Annotated in this window: 10 protein-coding genes; 5 read left to right on the top strand and 5 right to left on the bottom strand. The window is 47.5% G+C overall.

Annotation, left to right across the window (positions count from 1 at the left end; genetic code table 11):
* Positions 1-75: 75 nt before the first annotated feature.
* On the bottom strand, positions 76-2241 hold the full coding sequence (locus IAQ59_RS06750; RefSeq protein WP_209330026.1) for a hypothetical protein: 2166 nt from the start codon (positions 2239-2241) through the stop codon (positions 76-78).
* 317 nt (positions 2242-2558) lie between these two features.
* Between IAQ59_RS06750 and IAQ59_RS06755 the strand changes: the two genes are divergently transcribed.
* The 4 genes from IAQ59_RS06755 (at position 2559) to IAQ59_RS06770 (ending at position 7330) form a co-directional block, all read left to right on the top strand.
* Positions 2559-3434, top strand: coding sequence for an ROK family protein (locus IAQ59_RS06755; protein ID WP_209330027.1), 876 nt, complete (start codon positions 2559-2561; stop codon positions 3432-3434).
* 31 nt (positions 3435-3465) lie between these two features.
* Positions 3466-4716, top strand: coding sequence for an MFS transporter (locus IAQ59_RS06760; RefSeq protein WP_209330028.1), 1251 nt, complete (start codon positions 3466-3468; stop codon positions 4714-4716).
* 11 nt (positions 4717-4727) lie between these two features.
* On the top strand, positions 4728-5891 hold the full coding sequence (locus tag IAQ59_RS06765; RefSeq protein ID WP_209330029.1) for a DNA-binding transcriptional regulator: 1164 nt from the start codon (positions 4728-4730) through the stop codon (positions 5889-5891).
* A gap of 140 nt (positions 5892-6031) precedes the next feature.
* A complete protein-coding gene (locus tag IAQ59_RS06770) occupies positions 6032-7330 on the top strand; it encodes a hypothetical protein (protein WP_209330030.1) in 1299 nt (432 codons plus the stop codon).
* Between the two features lie 48 nt (positions 7331-7378).
* On the opposite strand, the gene IAQ59_RS06775 is transcribed toward IAQ59_RS06770, so the two are convergent.
* From IAQ59_RS06775 to IAQ59_RS06790, 4 genes are all read right to left on the bottom strand, one after another.
* A complete protein-coding gene (locus IAQ59_RS06775; RefSeq protein WP_209330031.1) occupies positions 7379-8731 on the bottom strand; it encodes a purple acid phosphatase family protein in 1353 nt (450 codons plus the stop codon).
* A gap of 217 nt (positions 8732-8948) precedes the next feature.
* A complete protein-coding gene (locus IAQ59_RS06780; protein ID WP_209330032.1) occupies positions 8949-10637 on the bottom strand; it encodes a SusD/RagB family nutrient-binding outer membrane lipoprotein in 1689 nt (562 codons plus the stop codon).
* A gap of 38 nt (positions 10638-10675) precedes the next feature.
* Entirely contained in the window at positions 10676-14080 is a 3405-nt protein-coding gene (locus tag IAQ59_RS06785; RefSeq protein ID WP_209330033.1) for a SusC/RagA family TonB-linked outer membrane protein, read from the bottom strand.
* 203 nt (positions 14081-14283) lie between these two features.
* Complete coding sequence (locus IAQ59_RS06790; RefSeq protein WP_209330034.1) at positions 14284-14505, bottom strand: hypothetical protein; 222 nt, start codon at positions 14503-14505, stop codon at positions 14284-14286.
* Between the two features lie 199 nt (positions 14506-14704).
* Here IAQ59_RS06790 and IAQ59_RS06795 point away from each other — a divergent pair, with 199 nt between their 5' ends.
* Positions 14705-16480, top strand: a complete 1776-nt coding sequence (locus IAQ59_RS06795) for a purple acid phosphatase family protein (protein WP_209330035.1) — start codon at positions 14705-14707, stop codon at positions 16478-16480.
* Positions 16481-16545: the final 65 nt, after the last annotated feature.

Consider the following 16545-nt stretch of genomic DNA (forward strand, 5'->3'; position numbering starts at 1 on the left):
TTCAAAGATACTGTCAAGGCCCTTTCTTGCCTAGTGCTTAAAGTTATCATTTTATGACGAATAGCTTTCCACCTTTTATGGAATTACCTTTAAATACCTGCCCAGCCAGTAAGGGAGCAAGAACTCATCCCCTGTCAGCTCGGTGGCACCTCCTCTGCCCGAGTCCAGGTCAAAGGGGTTGGCATTATGCCGCTCAATGCTCCGCTCATCCGCATGTAACAACCTATCAGTGGTCTGTCCCCTGAAATTTTCCTCCAAGAAATTTAAATCTTTCCGATGAGAATTTTTCACCTGATGTCTTACCAATTGCCATGGAAATCCCTCCAAGTGCCAAAAAACCGAGGGACGATCTATGGAACCTTGCGTACCGTAAGTGATCAAGCTCCAAAGGGCATTTCGCTCTGGCAGTTCTATCTTCCAGTGGTTCTCGATAACCCAGGCCCAGTCATTTCGAAGATCTTCGTTGAAAGCATAATGGTATAGCACCCAATAAGTAAGAAACGCCATTTCATCGTCGGAGTGATTCCAACCCCCGTCACCCATATTGTGGCCTTCGAAAATCACATTGGGAGTAGCGCGTATTTGGTTTAGGTCAATGCGGATATTGTCCAAGTAGCCTTCTTCCTCCATTAGCCTGAAGGCCTCCGCCCTGTAAAGCTCCTTTCCGGTAAGCGCGTAGCCCAACTGCAAGCCCGCTATTAGCGTGGTACTGCCCAGCTTCCGATCCACTACCGTCTCCGGATAGGAATTGATGTATTCCGGGTTCCATCTACCCCAAAGCGTGGGTTTTTCGTCAATATCTACAAAATAATAATCATTGTCAATCATATGCATCAGTATCTCGTCGATAAAGGCCGCTACTCGGGCGCGCTCGGTTTCGGTTTTTGCCACAAACTGGTCCATCACAGCCGCGACAAAAATATATCCCACAAACTCATCGCTGCTCGTATGACCCTTCCACTCCCATCCTTCGTCAGGAGATTCCCGCCATTTGGAAGGGCCGGAGACCTTAAAACCAGTACGCTCAAAGGTGCGGGAGGGAAACCCCTGCAACTGATTGATAGAAAGAAGCCGCTCAAAAGCCTCAAAGGATTCCCAGGCATAGCGCCTTGCCTTGCTATCTTCGGTGACCGCATACTTAAAGGCCATGCTGCCCAGATAAAAAGACGTCCAAAGCCCGTCGTTGTCATCGTCTTCCAAAACCGATTTACCCAGATTCTCCGGATCTTTTACGCGCGTTTCGGTAGAAAACCCAAAACGGATATGTCGTTGCCGGATTTTCGATTCATAGTGTGCTGCCTTTTCAGCTAAGGTCATTTCTCTAAAGTTCAGGAGATTGATGCCGCTCTTCGTAAGCAGATACGCATCCCCTTTGGAATCAAATGCCATATCGATCACTTCGTCCTCCATCAGCCAACGCTTGGAGGCGTAATAGCGGAAACCTCCGTCAAGAAGGTGTCTAAAGGCTCCCTGATCGGTTCCGGCCCATACAAAGCCTCCGTTTACAGCCAAATGCTTTATGTCAGGTACGGGTAAATTTTCCTGCCAGGGAACCAATTGGGTCCGGTCCCTTAGTGAAAAGACCGCATACCCGGAGGATGTTCCTGCGATAAGTTCAGCGCCCCGAAAAGCAACTGCCTGAAGTCCCTTGACGGAAATGACCTCCTCCAACTGATTCTTTCCATTTACCCTCCACAACCGGTCGTCTGCCTTCAGATAAAAAACGCCTTCATGCACAACTAGCTGTTGAACTTGGCCGGAAACCTTCCCTAACTCCACCAATCGGCCATCCTGAAACAACGCCAATTTTCCACTGCCTGCAAGCATCAAGTCCCCTTCGGCATTGACAACAAATCGGTTATAGACCCCTTCCGGCAATTTACCAAAAGGCTTCCCTGCCCGGGCATTGCTAAGAAAACGGTCTCCATACAGGTAATACAGGTAACCGGTGCCCTCCTGAACGGCCAGATCCAAGGGAATTTTCCCTGCCAAGGAACTGTACCTTGTGTCCGGTATGAGTTGCTCTTCAAAAAGATAGTACACCCCCTGATCGCTCAACACAAAAACCTGATCATCGTAATCCACCAACGTTTTCAAAAACTCGGGTTGCTGGCCTTGGTCGGAGGCACGATACTTCCCGGAAATTGTTTGAACAAAGGATTCTCCTTGCGCATACACCTGACCACTGCCAATAGCCAACACCAACGAAAAGAGGATGTTTAAAACACGATTTTTTACCATAATAAAATAAAATGCGGTATATTGTAAATTGATTTTTTGTTGCAAACCGCCAACTATGTTACCGGGCAACGGCAGGTAATACGGAAAAATTACAATACGGGCTATCCGCAAAATTGTGCGCGGGGAAATAGCCCGAATATGCATTTCATCGTATAAATGAAAACCAAATGAGCCAATCCACTGAGTGCTTCCAAAAGAATCTACATGGTGAATCAATCTTAGATTTAATTAACAGCGATCTTTGCGGAAAGATTGGGCGGTCATGGCATTAGCTAGCATTAACTTTTTACAACATTCAACCTACAGAGAGTAAAAAAATGAATATAGGTATTGACTTAGGAGGCACAAAAATCCAAGTGGGGATTGAGAAAAATGGGGAAATCATTTCCCAGACCAAAGCCCTTTTAAAGGAAAAAGACAGCCTTTCGTCCACGTTAAAACAAGTGATCAACTTCATTAAACCGCTAATGAATCATGGAGTGGAGGGTATTGGCATTGGGGTACCTTCCGTGGTGGACGTAAAAAACGGCATCGTATACAACGTAACCAATATCCCCTCGTGGAAAAAAGTAGAGCTAAAAGCTATACTGGAAAAAGAATTTGCAATTCCCGTTTACGTGAACAACGATGTCAACTGTTTTGCCATCGGCGAACACCGCTTTGGGCTGGGAATGCAGTTCCGTAATATGGTGGGCATGTCCATTGGTACCGGGCTGGGTTCAGGCATCATCATTGACAACAAGCTATATACCGGAATCAACTGCGGTGCGGGTGAAATAGGCCTTCTTCCCTATAAAGACAAAAACATTGAGTATTACGCCAGTGGCAATTTTTTCAGCAGCTTTTACGATACCACCGCACTCGATGCCTACAAAGCAGCCAAGGCAGGAGACCCGGAGGCGATGTCCCAATGGAACGAGTTTGGCCTTCATTTCGGAGCAGCTGTACAAGCCGTGCTCTATACTTACGACCCAGAGGCCATCATCATCGGCGGATCCCTCGCCAAGGCTTTTTCCTTCTTCAAGGATAGTATGGAGGAAAGTTTCAAGGACTTCATCTACCCAGAAATCATCAAGAAGCTGAATATACTTGTCTCCAATAACGAAAACATTGCACTTTTAGGTGCCGCAGCACTGGTGGACCAAGCGTTGGAACATGCCGGCACTGTTGACAATCCATCCAGTAGCCTGTAATATCAATCCCCACCAACGAAACGATTCCGTTATGAAAAGAAACAACCTAATAGTTGCGCTGATATTATTGATCTTTTTTGTCATCTCATTTTTGACAAACATATTGGGCCCCATCATCCCAGACATCATCGAAAGTTTTACATTGAGCTTGGGGCTGGCCGGGTTCCTACCATTTGCCTTCTTTGTAGCGTATGCGGTGATGTCCATACCGTCTGGTATCCTAGTGGAAAAATACCGTGAAAAAAAGGTATTGGCAGCCGCTTTTATCATGGCTTTTGCCGGTGCCTTACTTTTTGCGCTAATTCCCAGCTTTGGCATTGCGCTCAGTTCGTTATTTATCATTGGGATAGGCATGGCCATGCTGCAGGTAGTAATCAACCCCCTATTACGCACAGCTGGAGGTGATGAGCATTTTGCCTTTAACTCTGTCTTGGGGCAATTGGCCTTCGGCGCTGCCAGTTTCCTCAGTCCTTGGCTCTACAGCTTTCTGGTCAACAATATGCATACCGAAAACACTTCGGGGTTGATTACCTTGCTAAACGGACTGGTTCCAGAAAGCCTCAAGTGGGTTTCGCTTTATTGGGTATTTGCAGTCACCGCCTTTGTGATGGTGATCATCGTCATCCTAGCCAAATTCCCGACCGTGGAACTCAAAGAAGATGAAAAAATCGACGCCGGCTCGTCTCTGAAAGAATTACTGGGTGACCGCATGGTGATTTTGTACTTTTTGGGCATATTCTCTTATGTAGGCACCGAACAGGGTGTAGCCAACTGGACTTCGAAATTCCTGCAGGATTACCACGGGGTGGATCCCTCCACAGTGGGAGCCTCTGTTATTTCCTATTTCTGGGGATTGCTTACCGTAGGTTGTTTGCTCGGGTTGGTTCTCTTAAAGTTCTTTGACAGCCGGCGGGTGTTGATGTTGTTTACCTCCGGGGCCATTGTTTCTCTTTTGGCGGGTCTTTTTGGTCCAACCGCGGTGGCCATCATTGCCTTTCCACTCGTGGGATTCTTTGCCTCGGTAATGTGGTCAATCATCTTTTCGCTCGCTCTTAACTCCGTGGCGAAACATCACGGTACCTTCTCGGGAATCCTTTGCACCGGCATAGCAGGAGGTGCGGTGGTTCCCCTAGTCGTGGGCGGCATAGCCGAATTAGTAGGGCTAAAAGTCGCCATGTTGTTTTTGCTCATCACATTGGGTTATATCCTCAGCATCGGTATCTGGGCCAAACCATTGGTGACCAATGCGACGGTGAAGCGTTTCAAAGATCTCTTTAACTAAGAATAGGCCACATGTACAAGATCATCCTGCTTTTAGACTTTGCGGAGGAATACAGCAAAAGCTTACTGAAAGGGATATCGAAATACTCTTCCGAGCATGGCCCTTGGACCTACTGCCGCATGCCGCTTTACTATCGGGAAACCATCGGCATAGAAGGCATCATCAACTGGGCAAAAGAATGGGGTGCCGATGGGATAATCGGCCAACTCTACAACGACATGGATATCAAACTAATCCTAGAGTCAAAAATTCCTGTCGTCGCCCAGGATTTCAAAGAACGGTTCAAAGAGCTCCCCAATATCACTGGTGCTTATCGGGAAACCGGACTGATGGGGGCCTCTTATTTTCTACAAAAAGGATTCAAAAATTTCGCCTTTTACGGATTCAACGACATCGTATGGTCCAGAGAACGTGCCGAGGGCTTTGAAGAAAAAATAAATTCGGTAGGCTATAAAGTCCATTACTTTGAGCACCGGAAATCCCGCTCTACGGACCTTTGGTATTATAAAAGCAATTCACTAAGCAAATGGCTGGTATCCCTACCCAAGCCGATTGCACTCATGACCTGTGACGACAATCAGGGCCTGCACATAGCCGAAGCCTGTAAGCAGAATAAAATCCGTATTCCGGAGGAAGTTGCGGTATTGGGAGTAGATAATGACGTCATGCTGTGTGAACTATCCGACCCACCTTTATCCAGCATAGCCATGGACGTGGAAAAAGGCGGATACGACACGGCCAAACTGATGGATCAAATGATCCAAAACGGAATTGAGGGTCATTACGACATTATTGTAAAACCCACCCAAATTATCACCCGACAATCTACCGACATTTATGCCACCAACGACGACTACATTGCCTCTACGCTAAAATACATCCACAAAAACATCGAAAAAAACCTCCAGGTAGACGAGGTGGTCAAGCAGGTGCCCCTTTCACGCAGAACGCTCGAAAAACGCTTTTTACAGATTACCGGATTCCCCATTTACAAGTATATCTCCAACCTACGCATCGAGAAGTTTGCCCAAAAACTGTTGGAGACAGATCAAACGGTTTTTGAGATCGCCATGGATCTTGGCTTGAATGACAGCAAAAACATCGCCCGCCAATTTAAGCAGGTAAAGGGCTGTAACCCCGTGGAATACCGCAAGCAGTACCTGGCGGGCAAGTAACCCTTACCACTCCGCTTCCTTACGACTCCCAGAAAAGAATCCGATCCTGTAAAAAGCCGCTTTGTTTTTAACATCTGCTGATTTTTGGATAGTACTATCCGACCTCCAAAGGTATATCCTTTACAAGAAACAAACGATCTATGAAGCAATTGACAAAGGAAACTTGGTTCTCCATCATTATAGCAGGCATGGCGCTGGCCACGGCTTGGGCCATACGTGGGCAGTTTGGGCACGAGCAGGGGGCTGCTTGGGCAGGAGGCATTGGAAGTCTGGCCATCCTACTACTCGCTGGCAGAAAAGACTGGTATCCCAAGGCAATTAAAGCAGCATTTGCAGGCGCTGTAGGTTGGGGCCTGGGGGGCATGATGAGTTACGGCGCAGTGGTGGGCTATGGACGTGGGATTGAATTTGTCAATGTTTACTATGGCCTCCTGATGCTCTTGGTCATTGGGGGACTATATGGCTTTATAGGTGGTGGCCTGTTTGGATTGGTGCTTGCTGACACCACTAAAACCAAGATTAAATGGCATCAGGTGGTCACAGAACTGACGGTAGGCGGTGTAATTTTCTACTATTTCATCATCGAGCAACTGGGCTTCGAGATGACTCCTCCCCGTTCAGAAGCTTGGGGGGTATGTGCCGGTATTGGAATTGCGCTACTTTATTACTTGGCTCGCACCGGCCAACACAGTGCCCTACGTGTAGCCGTATTTGCGGGCCTGGGAGGAGGGTTTGGTTTTGCCTTCGGCAACTTTCTTCAGGTACTGGGAAACGTAGCACAGGTGCCCTTTAATATGTGGAATGTGATGGAATATTCATTGGGATTCTTTGGCGGAGTCGGTATGGCATACGCCACCTATACCTCCGAATGGCCTGTCGAAGAAAAGTTGACCCTGAAAAACTCCAACTTGTTGATCCCTTTAATCGGATTGGTCCTCTTGATCCCCTTCTTTGTCTGGCAGCAGTCCTTCCTCATGAAAGACCTCAGCCCCACCCTCGAACGCCTGGAAGTGGCTGACCCGGCGTCTCTTTTCAGAATGGTACAATGGGTAGCGTTTTTGGCACTGTTGGCACTAGCGGTTACCTGGATCCGAAAATTCAGCAGGCACAAAAGCAATCCTTCCAACCCCATCGGACAGGCTAGCATCAAACACGTATTTGTTGGCTATTTTGCGCTGTATATACTCTACACCATCCTGATCACCGGATCCTTCCTGAGCTTCTACCGCATAGAACAGTTCCTATACATCGCTAATTTCCTTGTCATCTTATGGGCCATGCCGAAATTGACCGTTTCCTTTGCCCCTCGTGCATTCGCTCCAGTCAAATGGTCCTATGCCCTTTTGGGGGTGATTGCGCTTATCGCCGTCTTGGCCCTGATTGCGATCAGCACCCATGGCGAAATGCCCGGCATGAACCGAAGGTTTGAGCTGAATTAAGCTCACAGAATCAAAAAAGGCTGACTCCAATGAAGGGTCAGCCTTTTTTTATCGATACTCCGGTGTGTCTGGAATCCGGTTAACCAGCTTATTTCGTCCGTCGACCCCCTTAGTCAACTCAAAGGCATCATACAGCTCTCCATGAATCGTATACGCCTCATACTGTAGTTTGCCGTCATTGGATAGGTGAATGACCTGGTAGGTTTGTGTCTTAGAAGCCTTCCGCTCCATCCAAGGATACTCCTCCGCATCATACATTTTAATCCCTGCCATGGAAACCACATATACGGTGCCTTCCTTTTCAGCTTTCACTTCGTCTATTCCTCCATCTTGCGTTGGGCCGATCATACCCCTTCCGTAGGCATGATCGTGTCCCTGCAGTACCAGATCCACTTGATATTTATCTATTATCGGCTTAAAATGCTTCCGTAGATCGGCATTATCCCTATTGGCTTTGGTGGAGTAAAAGGGATGGTGGATGGTTATCACGGTCCATTTCCTGGGGTCGTTGGCCAAAATCGAATCCAACCAAACCACTTGCTTCTGTTTTAAATACGGAGACTCCTCGATTTCCTCCGCATTGAGGGACACAAGTTTCAGGTTGGGGTAGTTCACCTGATAGCAGGTTTCCTCCAGGCCTCTCGGCCCATTAAGCGGAAGGTTAAACTGGGGCCTCCATTGCGGCGAAAGCAACTCATCCTTGCCATATTCGTGGTTGCCCGGGGTCATCATGCTTGGCATGGTGGCATGGATGAATCCACCTGCATAGAACCATTCACCCCACTCAAAATCGTTATTATGTCGATTGATGAGGTCGCCTGCATGCAGGGAAAAAGCGGCTTGAGGAAAATGCTTGTAGGCCTGACGGATTAGCCTGGACCAATGATCCCGAACCCCATTTTGGGCATCCCCCAAATATAAAAAAGTCAGCCCTTTCTTTTCAGGATCGGGCAGGATAACCTGAAACCATTCACTCCAATAGTCACCTGCCCCCACCCGGTACACATATGTTTTACCCGGTTCCATCTCAGTCATCTGCGCACTATGGTAATAGGCTTCGATGGTTGGATTGGTCTCGTGGCGTACAGACAAAAACTCGCTACTCGCCTTCTCAGAACGTACCTTTTCCAGAAAGGAGGAGGAATGGGTGGCCTCTGCCCATTCCAAAACACCCTCCGGCTGATCGGTCGAGGTTCGCCAATTGACGTTCAATAGTTGCAAGGGAGATTCGGACAGGTTGAGGATGATCCGGTCAGGCATGGGGGAAGGCAGGTAACCGCTAAGCCTCAGGTCCAGATTTGTCCCATCGAGGAATTGCTGGGCATTTACGGAAGCCATCATCATACCCCCTAGGAAAAGGCAGCCAACGCTCAAAAAACATTTCGTAATTGCTTTATTCATTTTATGGAAATTTATCAAACTCGTTATCGGCAATTCAGCTAGCTAAACGCTTGTAACAGGTATACTACCATAATCCCATTAACGACTACCCTATGGGCGGTCTTTCGGGGCAATAAGCATCATAGAAAGCATAAAAACTCAGTGGCCTGGATAAATCAAAACGCCCTGATTTCTAATGAAATCAGGGCGTAAAAAATTTAACTGTGTTACGATCGGATTACCACGGCTTTCCGGTGCCTTGAATTAACCAAGGCTTCGACCATTGATTGTTTGCACCTCTACCTGCCGCAAAAGTTACCTCCAATCTGTTGATCGCCGCAGTAGCATTGTCGGCATTGAAATTAATCTCATTGTTGCCATAGGTAAACCTCACAGGCAGCACCGGTTCAGCTGAAGCCTCGCCTGGAACCAAAGCTGGCAACCCAGTTCTTCGGAAGTCAAACCATGACTCAGACGCAGTGGTCCAGGAAGCGATCCACTTTTGCTCGATTATCTGCTCCAAGCTTCCGTTGTAAGCCACCCCCGGTCTTGCAATGTATTCTTCGTAGCTACCACCCACACCCCAAGTATCCAAGGAAAACTTCACTGCATTATTGTAATGCGTTTGAGCATTTCCCACATTCCAACCTCTTTGTGCTGCCTCTGCAAGAATAAAGTGTACTTCCGCTGCGGAAATAATCCTAGCCTTCAAGATGCCTCCGCTTCTGCCACGGTAGTGGTCAGAAAGCTGGGATACGTGTTGATTTTCCAGCTGCTGACCCTCCGTCGGGTTCAGATTATGGGCACTTGGATTTTCCAATGCAGGTGGAACGCCCACGTACCTTCCTGTGTCCAACTGACGGCCCAGCAGAGCAGGATTATAGTGCCTGGTATATACGTTTCCTGCTGCAATTCGCGCCACGTATTCTGCATCGTTGAATGAAATGCGCCCATCCAAGATCACGCCATTTTCACGAATAAAGGGATCAATTGCAGTAGTCAGCGTGGGGTCTTCCACCCATTGGCAATGAACCGGTCTAAACCACACCGGTATGCGCGGATCATCTATCTCTAGCATTCGATCTATCAACGTAGTGGTTGGCTTGATTCTTCGGAAATTCGACCCTGCATCAAAGTCGGTTGCACTAGGCCAGGAATCTCCCGCTGATGCACCAATATAATTCATCGTCACATCTTCATCCGCCGACGAAAGAAAAACCCCCGACCTGAACACTTCTTCAATACCAGCCCTTGCAAAATCGGGTTTCTTGGCCTGTAATCGCATGTAGTATCGAAGTAAAAGCGAATTTGCAAACTTGTGCCAGCGCTGCGCATTGCCACCGAAGTACAGATCGTACTGAGGGATAATCCCCGAATTACTTCCAGTTGCGAAAATTTGCGCCGCTGCCTTCAGATCATTGATCACACCATCGTATATCACCTCTTGGCTATCATATACCGGAAACTCATTCTCGGTTCCTGGTTGATCACCTCTAAGTGCCATGGTATAGGGTGCGTCACCCCAAAGGTCTGTGATTGTGCCGAAGATGAAGGACTTCATGGTCAATGCAATTCCTCGGTGGAAATCCAGTCCTGTTGCTTCGGCTCTCTCCATCAGGAATCTGTTATTTCGGAGCATATCATACCATCCGTTCCAATCCTGAAGACCCCATTCGTATTGGTTGTGACCTGTAAACCAGCCATCCTTTTGGGTATGTTGAACAGTACCAGCCAAGTCACCGTATCCCATATTGTTAATGTTCAACGCCGCCTGTCTCATCACAGCAGGCAATAGTAAATTGGGGTTAGCTGAGGTTGGCGAAATCCCGTTAGGGTTGTCGTTGATCTCGTCCAAGCTGTCACACGATACGGCTGCAAGCAGCACGAACGCTAACATGAACTTATATAATGAACTAATTATTTTCATCTTGTATCAATTTTTAGTGTTTAGTTAACCGAGGTCAATTAAAACGTCATGTTTAACTTAAATCCAAACGGCATAGTCCAAGGCATCACGTTCTGCAACTCAATACCTTGACGGAATACGTTTGCGGTATCGCCCTGACGGCCACCGGTGATTTGGAAAGCTCTTTCAGGGTCTATACCGTTGTTGGCAGCGGTCCAAAGAATCACATTTCGGGTGAAAACGGATATATTGGCACTACGGATTCCTTTAGGTGTAGGTAGATCGTATCCGATGGAAAGTTCGCGCAATTTGACAAACGAAGCATCAAATGTCACTTGCTGGCTATAAGACCAAGCAAACTGGTTGGAAGCAGGCCGGATAAAAGTCCCTTCTCCTCCCAAGTGCTCAATGTATTCTCCTGGAGCCACTTCAATTACACCTGGGATAAAAACGCCATCATAATTGGTTTCATTTCCTAAGGGAGTTGGTAGGCCACCGGTTTCCTGCGTGTACCCCCCAACTCGCGGGAAGTTTCCGTTTTGCGGGATGATGTATTTCTCTGGATCAGATTTCAGCAAGGCCACCAGTTCATCTGTAGAATACAACCCTCCGGGAACCAGGTTGTCAATTTGGAGCTGTGATTTCCAGTTAGACCCGCCGTACCGGTAGGTAAAAGACTGGAATTGACCACCCATCCTCCAGTCAAAGCTGGCTTGTAAATTCCACTTCTTGTAGCGTAGACCTGTTTGCATGCCCATGATAAAATCGGGGTTAAAGTTACCCACTTTTACGCGTGCTTCTCTGCGGTTGTCGGGCTGCCAAGTACCGGTAGTGTTTGTCAATATTGGCCATCGGTAATAAGGAGAGTTGGGATCCTCCACGAATCGGAAGCCTCTACTGTATAGGTTTCCAATGTCTTCGCCTACAAACGTCTGCGCACCACCGTTGTTGTCATCCCAAAGAGTGATAAAGTCCATGCCATCTGTCAGGCTCTCCAATCGGGTCCTCATACGGGTAAAGTTGACATTAACATCAAGAGATACTCCGTTGGGCCGCTGTATTGGAGTTCCGCCCAACATAACTTCCCAGCCACGGCTAGAGATCATACCAGCATTGATTTGACGCGTTGGAAAGCCAGAGGATGATGGCCCTTGTACGTTCAAAATCTGGTTTCGGTTTTCCTGATAGAAATAGGTTCCTTCGAATCTCAATCGGTCGTTGAACAAATTCAAATCCATACCGTATTCTTGAGACGTATTGATCTCAGGCTTTAGATTTGGGTTTAGCAGGTTTCCTGGGTAAGTATTGAAAACCAAGTTACCCCAATTACCACTGCCTAGAACCGGAGAAATCGCGTACGGGCTTGTATCATTACCTACCTGCGCAATACCTGCTCTGAATTTCAACATGGAAACTTCCTGTGGAAGGTTAAACGTGTAGTTGGCCATCCAGCTCAAAGATGCAGAGGGATAGAAGTATGAACGGTTACTTGCTGGAAGGGTACTGGACCAGTCATTTCTAGCAGTCACATCCAAGTACAATTGATCCTTAAATCCAATAGATGCCAATCCAAACACACTGTATATTGCCCTTCTAGAAGCAAAGTTAGAATAAGCTATACCATCTTGGGGAATATTACTTATGCGGTATAGCCCCGGCACAACAAGACCTACACCTCCCCGGCTTCCCATATAGTTGTCCCGGAAATTCTGGTTCATCGCATTTGCTCCACCAGATACCGATACGTTAAAATCGCCAAAGGCCTTGTTATAGGTCGTCAAAAACTCCACGTTGGACTCCGCTTGCGCTATATCCTGCAGGTGATATGCTCCTCGACGTTCCCTAGTGAATGAATATGGAATCTTGGTTTCCCTGTTTTCCGCATAGGTATCGTAGCTCATGCGGATATGGGAATTCAAATTCTCATTCCATTTATAATCCAACTTGACGTTACCGAATACCCGATCCCGTACAAAACCGTTGTTGATTCCATACGCAATGAAATATGGATTATCCATATTATCGGAAGGTGCCTTTTGTTGGAACTCTTCCTGACCTGGTAGCCAGTACTCTTTTAAGTCTGCGATGTTGACGTGTGACCAATTGTATACCGACTCTGCTGCATTTGCCCCTCGGTTACCCGTAGAAGGCCGGTCGTTTGACAAGGATTTTGATAAGTTCACATCGGTGGAAAATCTCAATTTTTCGGAAATATCAAACCCAACCGAAAAATTCAGGTTATGCCGAAACAAATCCGAATTTGGTATCATCCCGTTATGGGACATATTAGTATACCCCAATTTATAAGTAGTACGATCGGTAGATCCGGTAATGGCAAGCGAGTTGGTTGAGGTTACGCCAGTTTCCAGGAAATTTTTCATATTGTCCGGATAAGACCTCATTTCCATCGGCAACCGGTTTCCATTTGCATCAACGGGGCTATTCCATTGCACTGCGGTAATACCCTGATCCAATGGAATGCCCGCCCAGTATTCGGAACGTTCATCCAAAAGGCCTACGCGATTTCCGTTTGCATACTTATAATGAAAATCCATAAACCTTACCGGAGTTTCAAATACGTTGGAAGAGGAGAAGTTAACCGTCATTCTTTCTCCCTTTTTACCCTTTTTGGTGGTAATCAATACTACGCCATTTCCTGCCCGTGTACCGTAAAGGGCAGCAGCACTCGGTCCTTTCAATACCGAGATGCTCTCGATATCATCCGGGTTGAGGTCGGAAATCTGGTTACCATAATCCACCTCATTTCGACCTCCCATACTGCGCATGTTGCTCAGGCTGTTTGCAACAGGCACACCATCAATCACAAACAATGGCTGATTGTCGCTGGTAAGCGAGGTGGCTCCCCGGATTACGATTGAAGAAGATGACCCAACCCCACTGGTTTGGTTAATCGTCACACCAGCAACTCTACCGGCAAGTGCATTGATTGCGTTTTCTTGTGTTACATTTCGAACGTCATCACCTTTCACCTCCGCCACTGCGTAGCCCAATGATCGCTTCTCCCGCTCAATACCCAAGGCAGTGACCACTACTTCAGACATGGAAGACATGGATTCGGCGAGGGAAACGTTGATGGTAGATTGGTTTCCTACTCGAATTTCCTGGCTGTCAAAGCCTACGTAGGAAAACACCAACACGGAATTCTCTCCGGCTACCTCGATGGTGTAGGACCCCTCGATATCGGTAACTGCCCCGTTATTGGTTCCCTTTTCCACGATGGTTACGCCAGGCAGACCCATCTCGTCCCCCTTTGCGGTAACCCTACCTCTTACAGTGATAGCGACTGCCTCGGGGGCCTCCTCTGCCAGTGAAACATTGCCCAAGGCATTTGCCCCGGCATTTGTCGTATGGGCCATAGACGCATAGGGCGAGCCATAGCACAAGCCAATCGACAACAGTGGTACCATCCACTTAAACATTTTGTTTGTACGGTGTTTTTTCATTTGTCTTAGATTTGTTATGTTTTTGAGTGATCTTAGGTTTATTCCCATTGGAAAGCTCGTTTCCAAACCGATTGCAGGTACGCAGGCTCGTTTGGGCGCTGCGTGCCGAAACTAACTTTGGCAGTGCGTTTACTGAATGATGAATGAATGTCTATCTCTTTTGAACTTACTATTCGTTACTCCATTTACTGATTTATAATCGATCAATTGATATCTTTACTTGGACTATTCTCCTTATTGGGTACCGGCTTTTGCTCTTTCTCATATTCGTCCATCACCGCATTAAAATGGTCCCGCATGCTGTTTTCGATAAAAACTGCCTGCTCCTCATCTTCGAGGGCAAGCAACAGCTTCTCAAATTCCTCCCGGGAAATCTTGCCCTTAACCAGTTTTTGAATCAAAGCATCTGATGTTGTCTTTTTCATTGAGTCACCCTCCGACCCTATATACATGAAAGCCTAAAAAACAGGCTACTTCCCGTTTGCTGTTTTTTTGTTTTCTTGAGATGACCGTAAGGTTAAGAATGCGTCCGAATTAACTCATTTGGCCGGCAGGCTGCTAGCCCATTTGAGACGGATTACAGTAGCAATGTATGGAAGCATTTATCGTTCAATAAAAATTAACATGTTTAAAAAACCGTTCGTCGTAGGCATTTTGATCGCTATCCTCGGTTCCTGCACCGAAAGACCCACACACACCAACCATTCGAAAACCCTCACTGGGATAATGGACGATCTTGTGAGCCGGTTTTATGAACAATTCGACAAACCGACCTTGGATACCATCAGCGAGTCCTTTATCCGATCCTACCTCACTGAGGAGGAGAAGCAGGTAATGGCTACCCAGTACTGGGTGATTCGGGTGAATGTGCCCGTTACCGTTTCTCTGATGCGTGACAAAGACCAAAAAACGGTTCCCTTTTGGCTGGAGGAATCTGGATTTAACCGCACCGACCTACAGATAAAAAATACCCATTCCACCTACGAAGTCTGGCAGAAAGACTTTTCTGCCGGGGAGATAAACCTCGGCATCAACGGATTTGATAAACACAGACCGGTGTATTTTATTAGCTTGGCTCCCAAAGATGCCTCCGATCTTCTGGAGATTGAGCCGGTTTTTCCCGAGACTCAACATATCGAACCGCTGGAAGTGGGCGCCTTTACCTACCATGACTGGGACGGACTCACCCTAACGGAGGTACCGCAGGAAATGAAGGGGCAGTCCCTGCTGACCACCATTCGCGGTAGGGCGCGTGAAGCCCACCTGATCGGAGCCTTTCGGACTACAGACTTTCCTTCCTCAGGCGATCCGGATCAAATCATGCTGACTTGGAGCGGAGATACCCAAAACGCCGTCGATATACAATGGCGCACCAACCCCTCGGTAAAGGAAGGTTTAGTTCGGTATTGGAAGGTTGGCAGCACGGATACGCTCACCCAAACCGCTAACGCCTCCCTTATGGAGGATCGGCTACTCGAAAATGACCGCTATATCCATCGCTTTACCACCACTCTCCAAGAACTCACTCCTGCCACGCACTATAGTTACCAAGTGGGCAGCGTGGAGACAGGATGGTCGAACCCCGAAAGTTTCCAAACAGCCGGCGAAAAAAACGCTCCGTTCTCCTTTATCTGGTTTGGAGATGTGCACAATACGGATCAGTGGGGTGATCTTATTCATCAGGCAGACCAACGGCACCAAGACAACAGGTTTTATATCATCGCCGGGGACTTGGTAAATACTGGCCTGCACCGGGACGATTGGGATCAGCTTTTCGGATTTGCCGGAAAAACCATTGCCCGACGACCATTGATGACCGTACCGGGAAACCACGACAGTCAGGATGGCCTAGGAGCTTGGATGTTTGAGGATATGTTTAGTTATCCGGACAACGGACCCGAGGAGCTACCTAGTGGGAGGTCCTATTATTTCACCTACCAAAATGCTTTATATATCATGTTAGACGCCACACTCCCCCTATCCAAGCAAAGCGCTTGGATGGAACAGGTGCTGAAAAATAACCCGGCCGACTGGAAATTTGTGGTTACCCACTTCCCTCCTTACAATGCCGTGGAACCGTACGAAGATATCATTGCAGAGTGGGTTCCCATCTTTGACCGGTATGAGGTAGACATGGTCATGGGTGGGCATTTCCATTACTATATGCGCTCCAAACCCCTGATTAACAGTAAAATCAACTCCGATAAGGGCACGCGGTACGTAATCTCCATTGGCACCAAGGGGAAAAATAAAGAAGCCGAAAAGGGAAGTTATGCGGAGGTACAATTTGCCGCGGAGTTCCTCTACCAGTACATGGAAATACAGGGCAAAACCCTGCGCTACACCGTCTATGACCTGGATGGAACCATCCGAGATCAGTTCACATTGACAAAAGACTAAACAGGGCATAAAGCGACGCCATTGAACAGGGGGCACCGGGGTTGTCCCCTGTTCATTTTTCGCTA

Source organism: Lunatimonas salinarum, assembly GCF_017811155.1.
Classification (GTDB): domain Bacteria; phylum Bacteroidota; class Bacteroidia; order Cytophagales; family Cyclobacteriaceae; genus Lunatimonas; species Lunatimonas salinarum.

Coding starts and splice junctions, on each gene's coding strand:
- IAQ59_RS06755 (WP_209330027.1), top strand. CDS start 2,559: ATGAATATAGGTATTGACTTAGGAGGCACAAAAATCCAAGTGGGGATT.
- IAQ59_RS06760 (WP_209330028.1), top strand. CDS start 3,466: ATGAAAAGAAACAACCTAATAGTTGCGCTGATATTATTGATCTTTTTT.
- IAQ59_RS06780 (WP_209330032.1), bottom strand. CDS start 10,637: ATGAAAATAATTAGTTCATTATATAAGTTCATGTTAGCGTTCGTGCTG.
- IAQ59_RS06795 (WP_209330035.1), top strand. CDS start 14,705: ATGTTTAAAAAACCGTTCGTCGTAGGCATTTTGATCGCTATCCTCGGT.
- IAQ59_RS06765 (WP_209330029.1), top strand. CDS start 4,728: ATGTACAAGATCATCCTGCTTTTAGACTTTGCGGAGGAATACAGCAAA.
- IAQ59_RS06770 (WP_209330030.1), top strand. CDS start 6,032: ATGAAGCAATTGACAAAGGAAACTTGGTTCTCCATCATTATAGCAGGC.
- IAQ59_RS06750 (WP_209330026.1), bottom strand. CDS start 2,241: ATGGTAAAAAATCGTGTTTTAAACATCCTCTTTTCGTTGGTGTTGGCT.
- IAQ59_RS06790 (WP_209330034.1), bottom strand. CDS start 14,505: ATGAAAAAGACAACATCAGATGCTTTGATTCAAAAACTGGTTAAGGGC.
- IAQ59_RS06775 (WP_209330031.1), bottom strand. CDS start 8,731: ATGAATAAAGCAATTACGAAATGTTTTTTGAGCGTTGGCTGCCTTTTC.
- IAQ59_RS06785 (WP_209330033.1), bottom strand. CDS start 14,080: ATGAAAAAACACCGTACAAACAAAATGTTTAAGTGGATGGTACCACTG.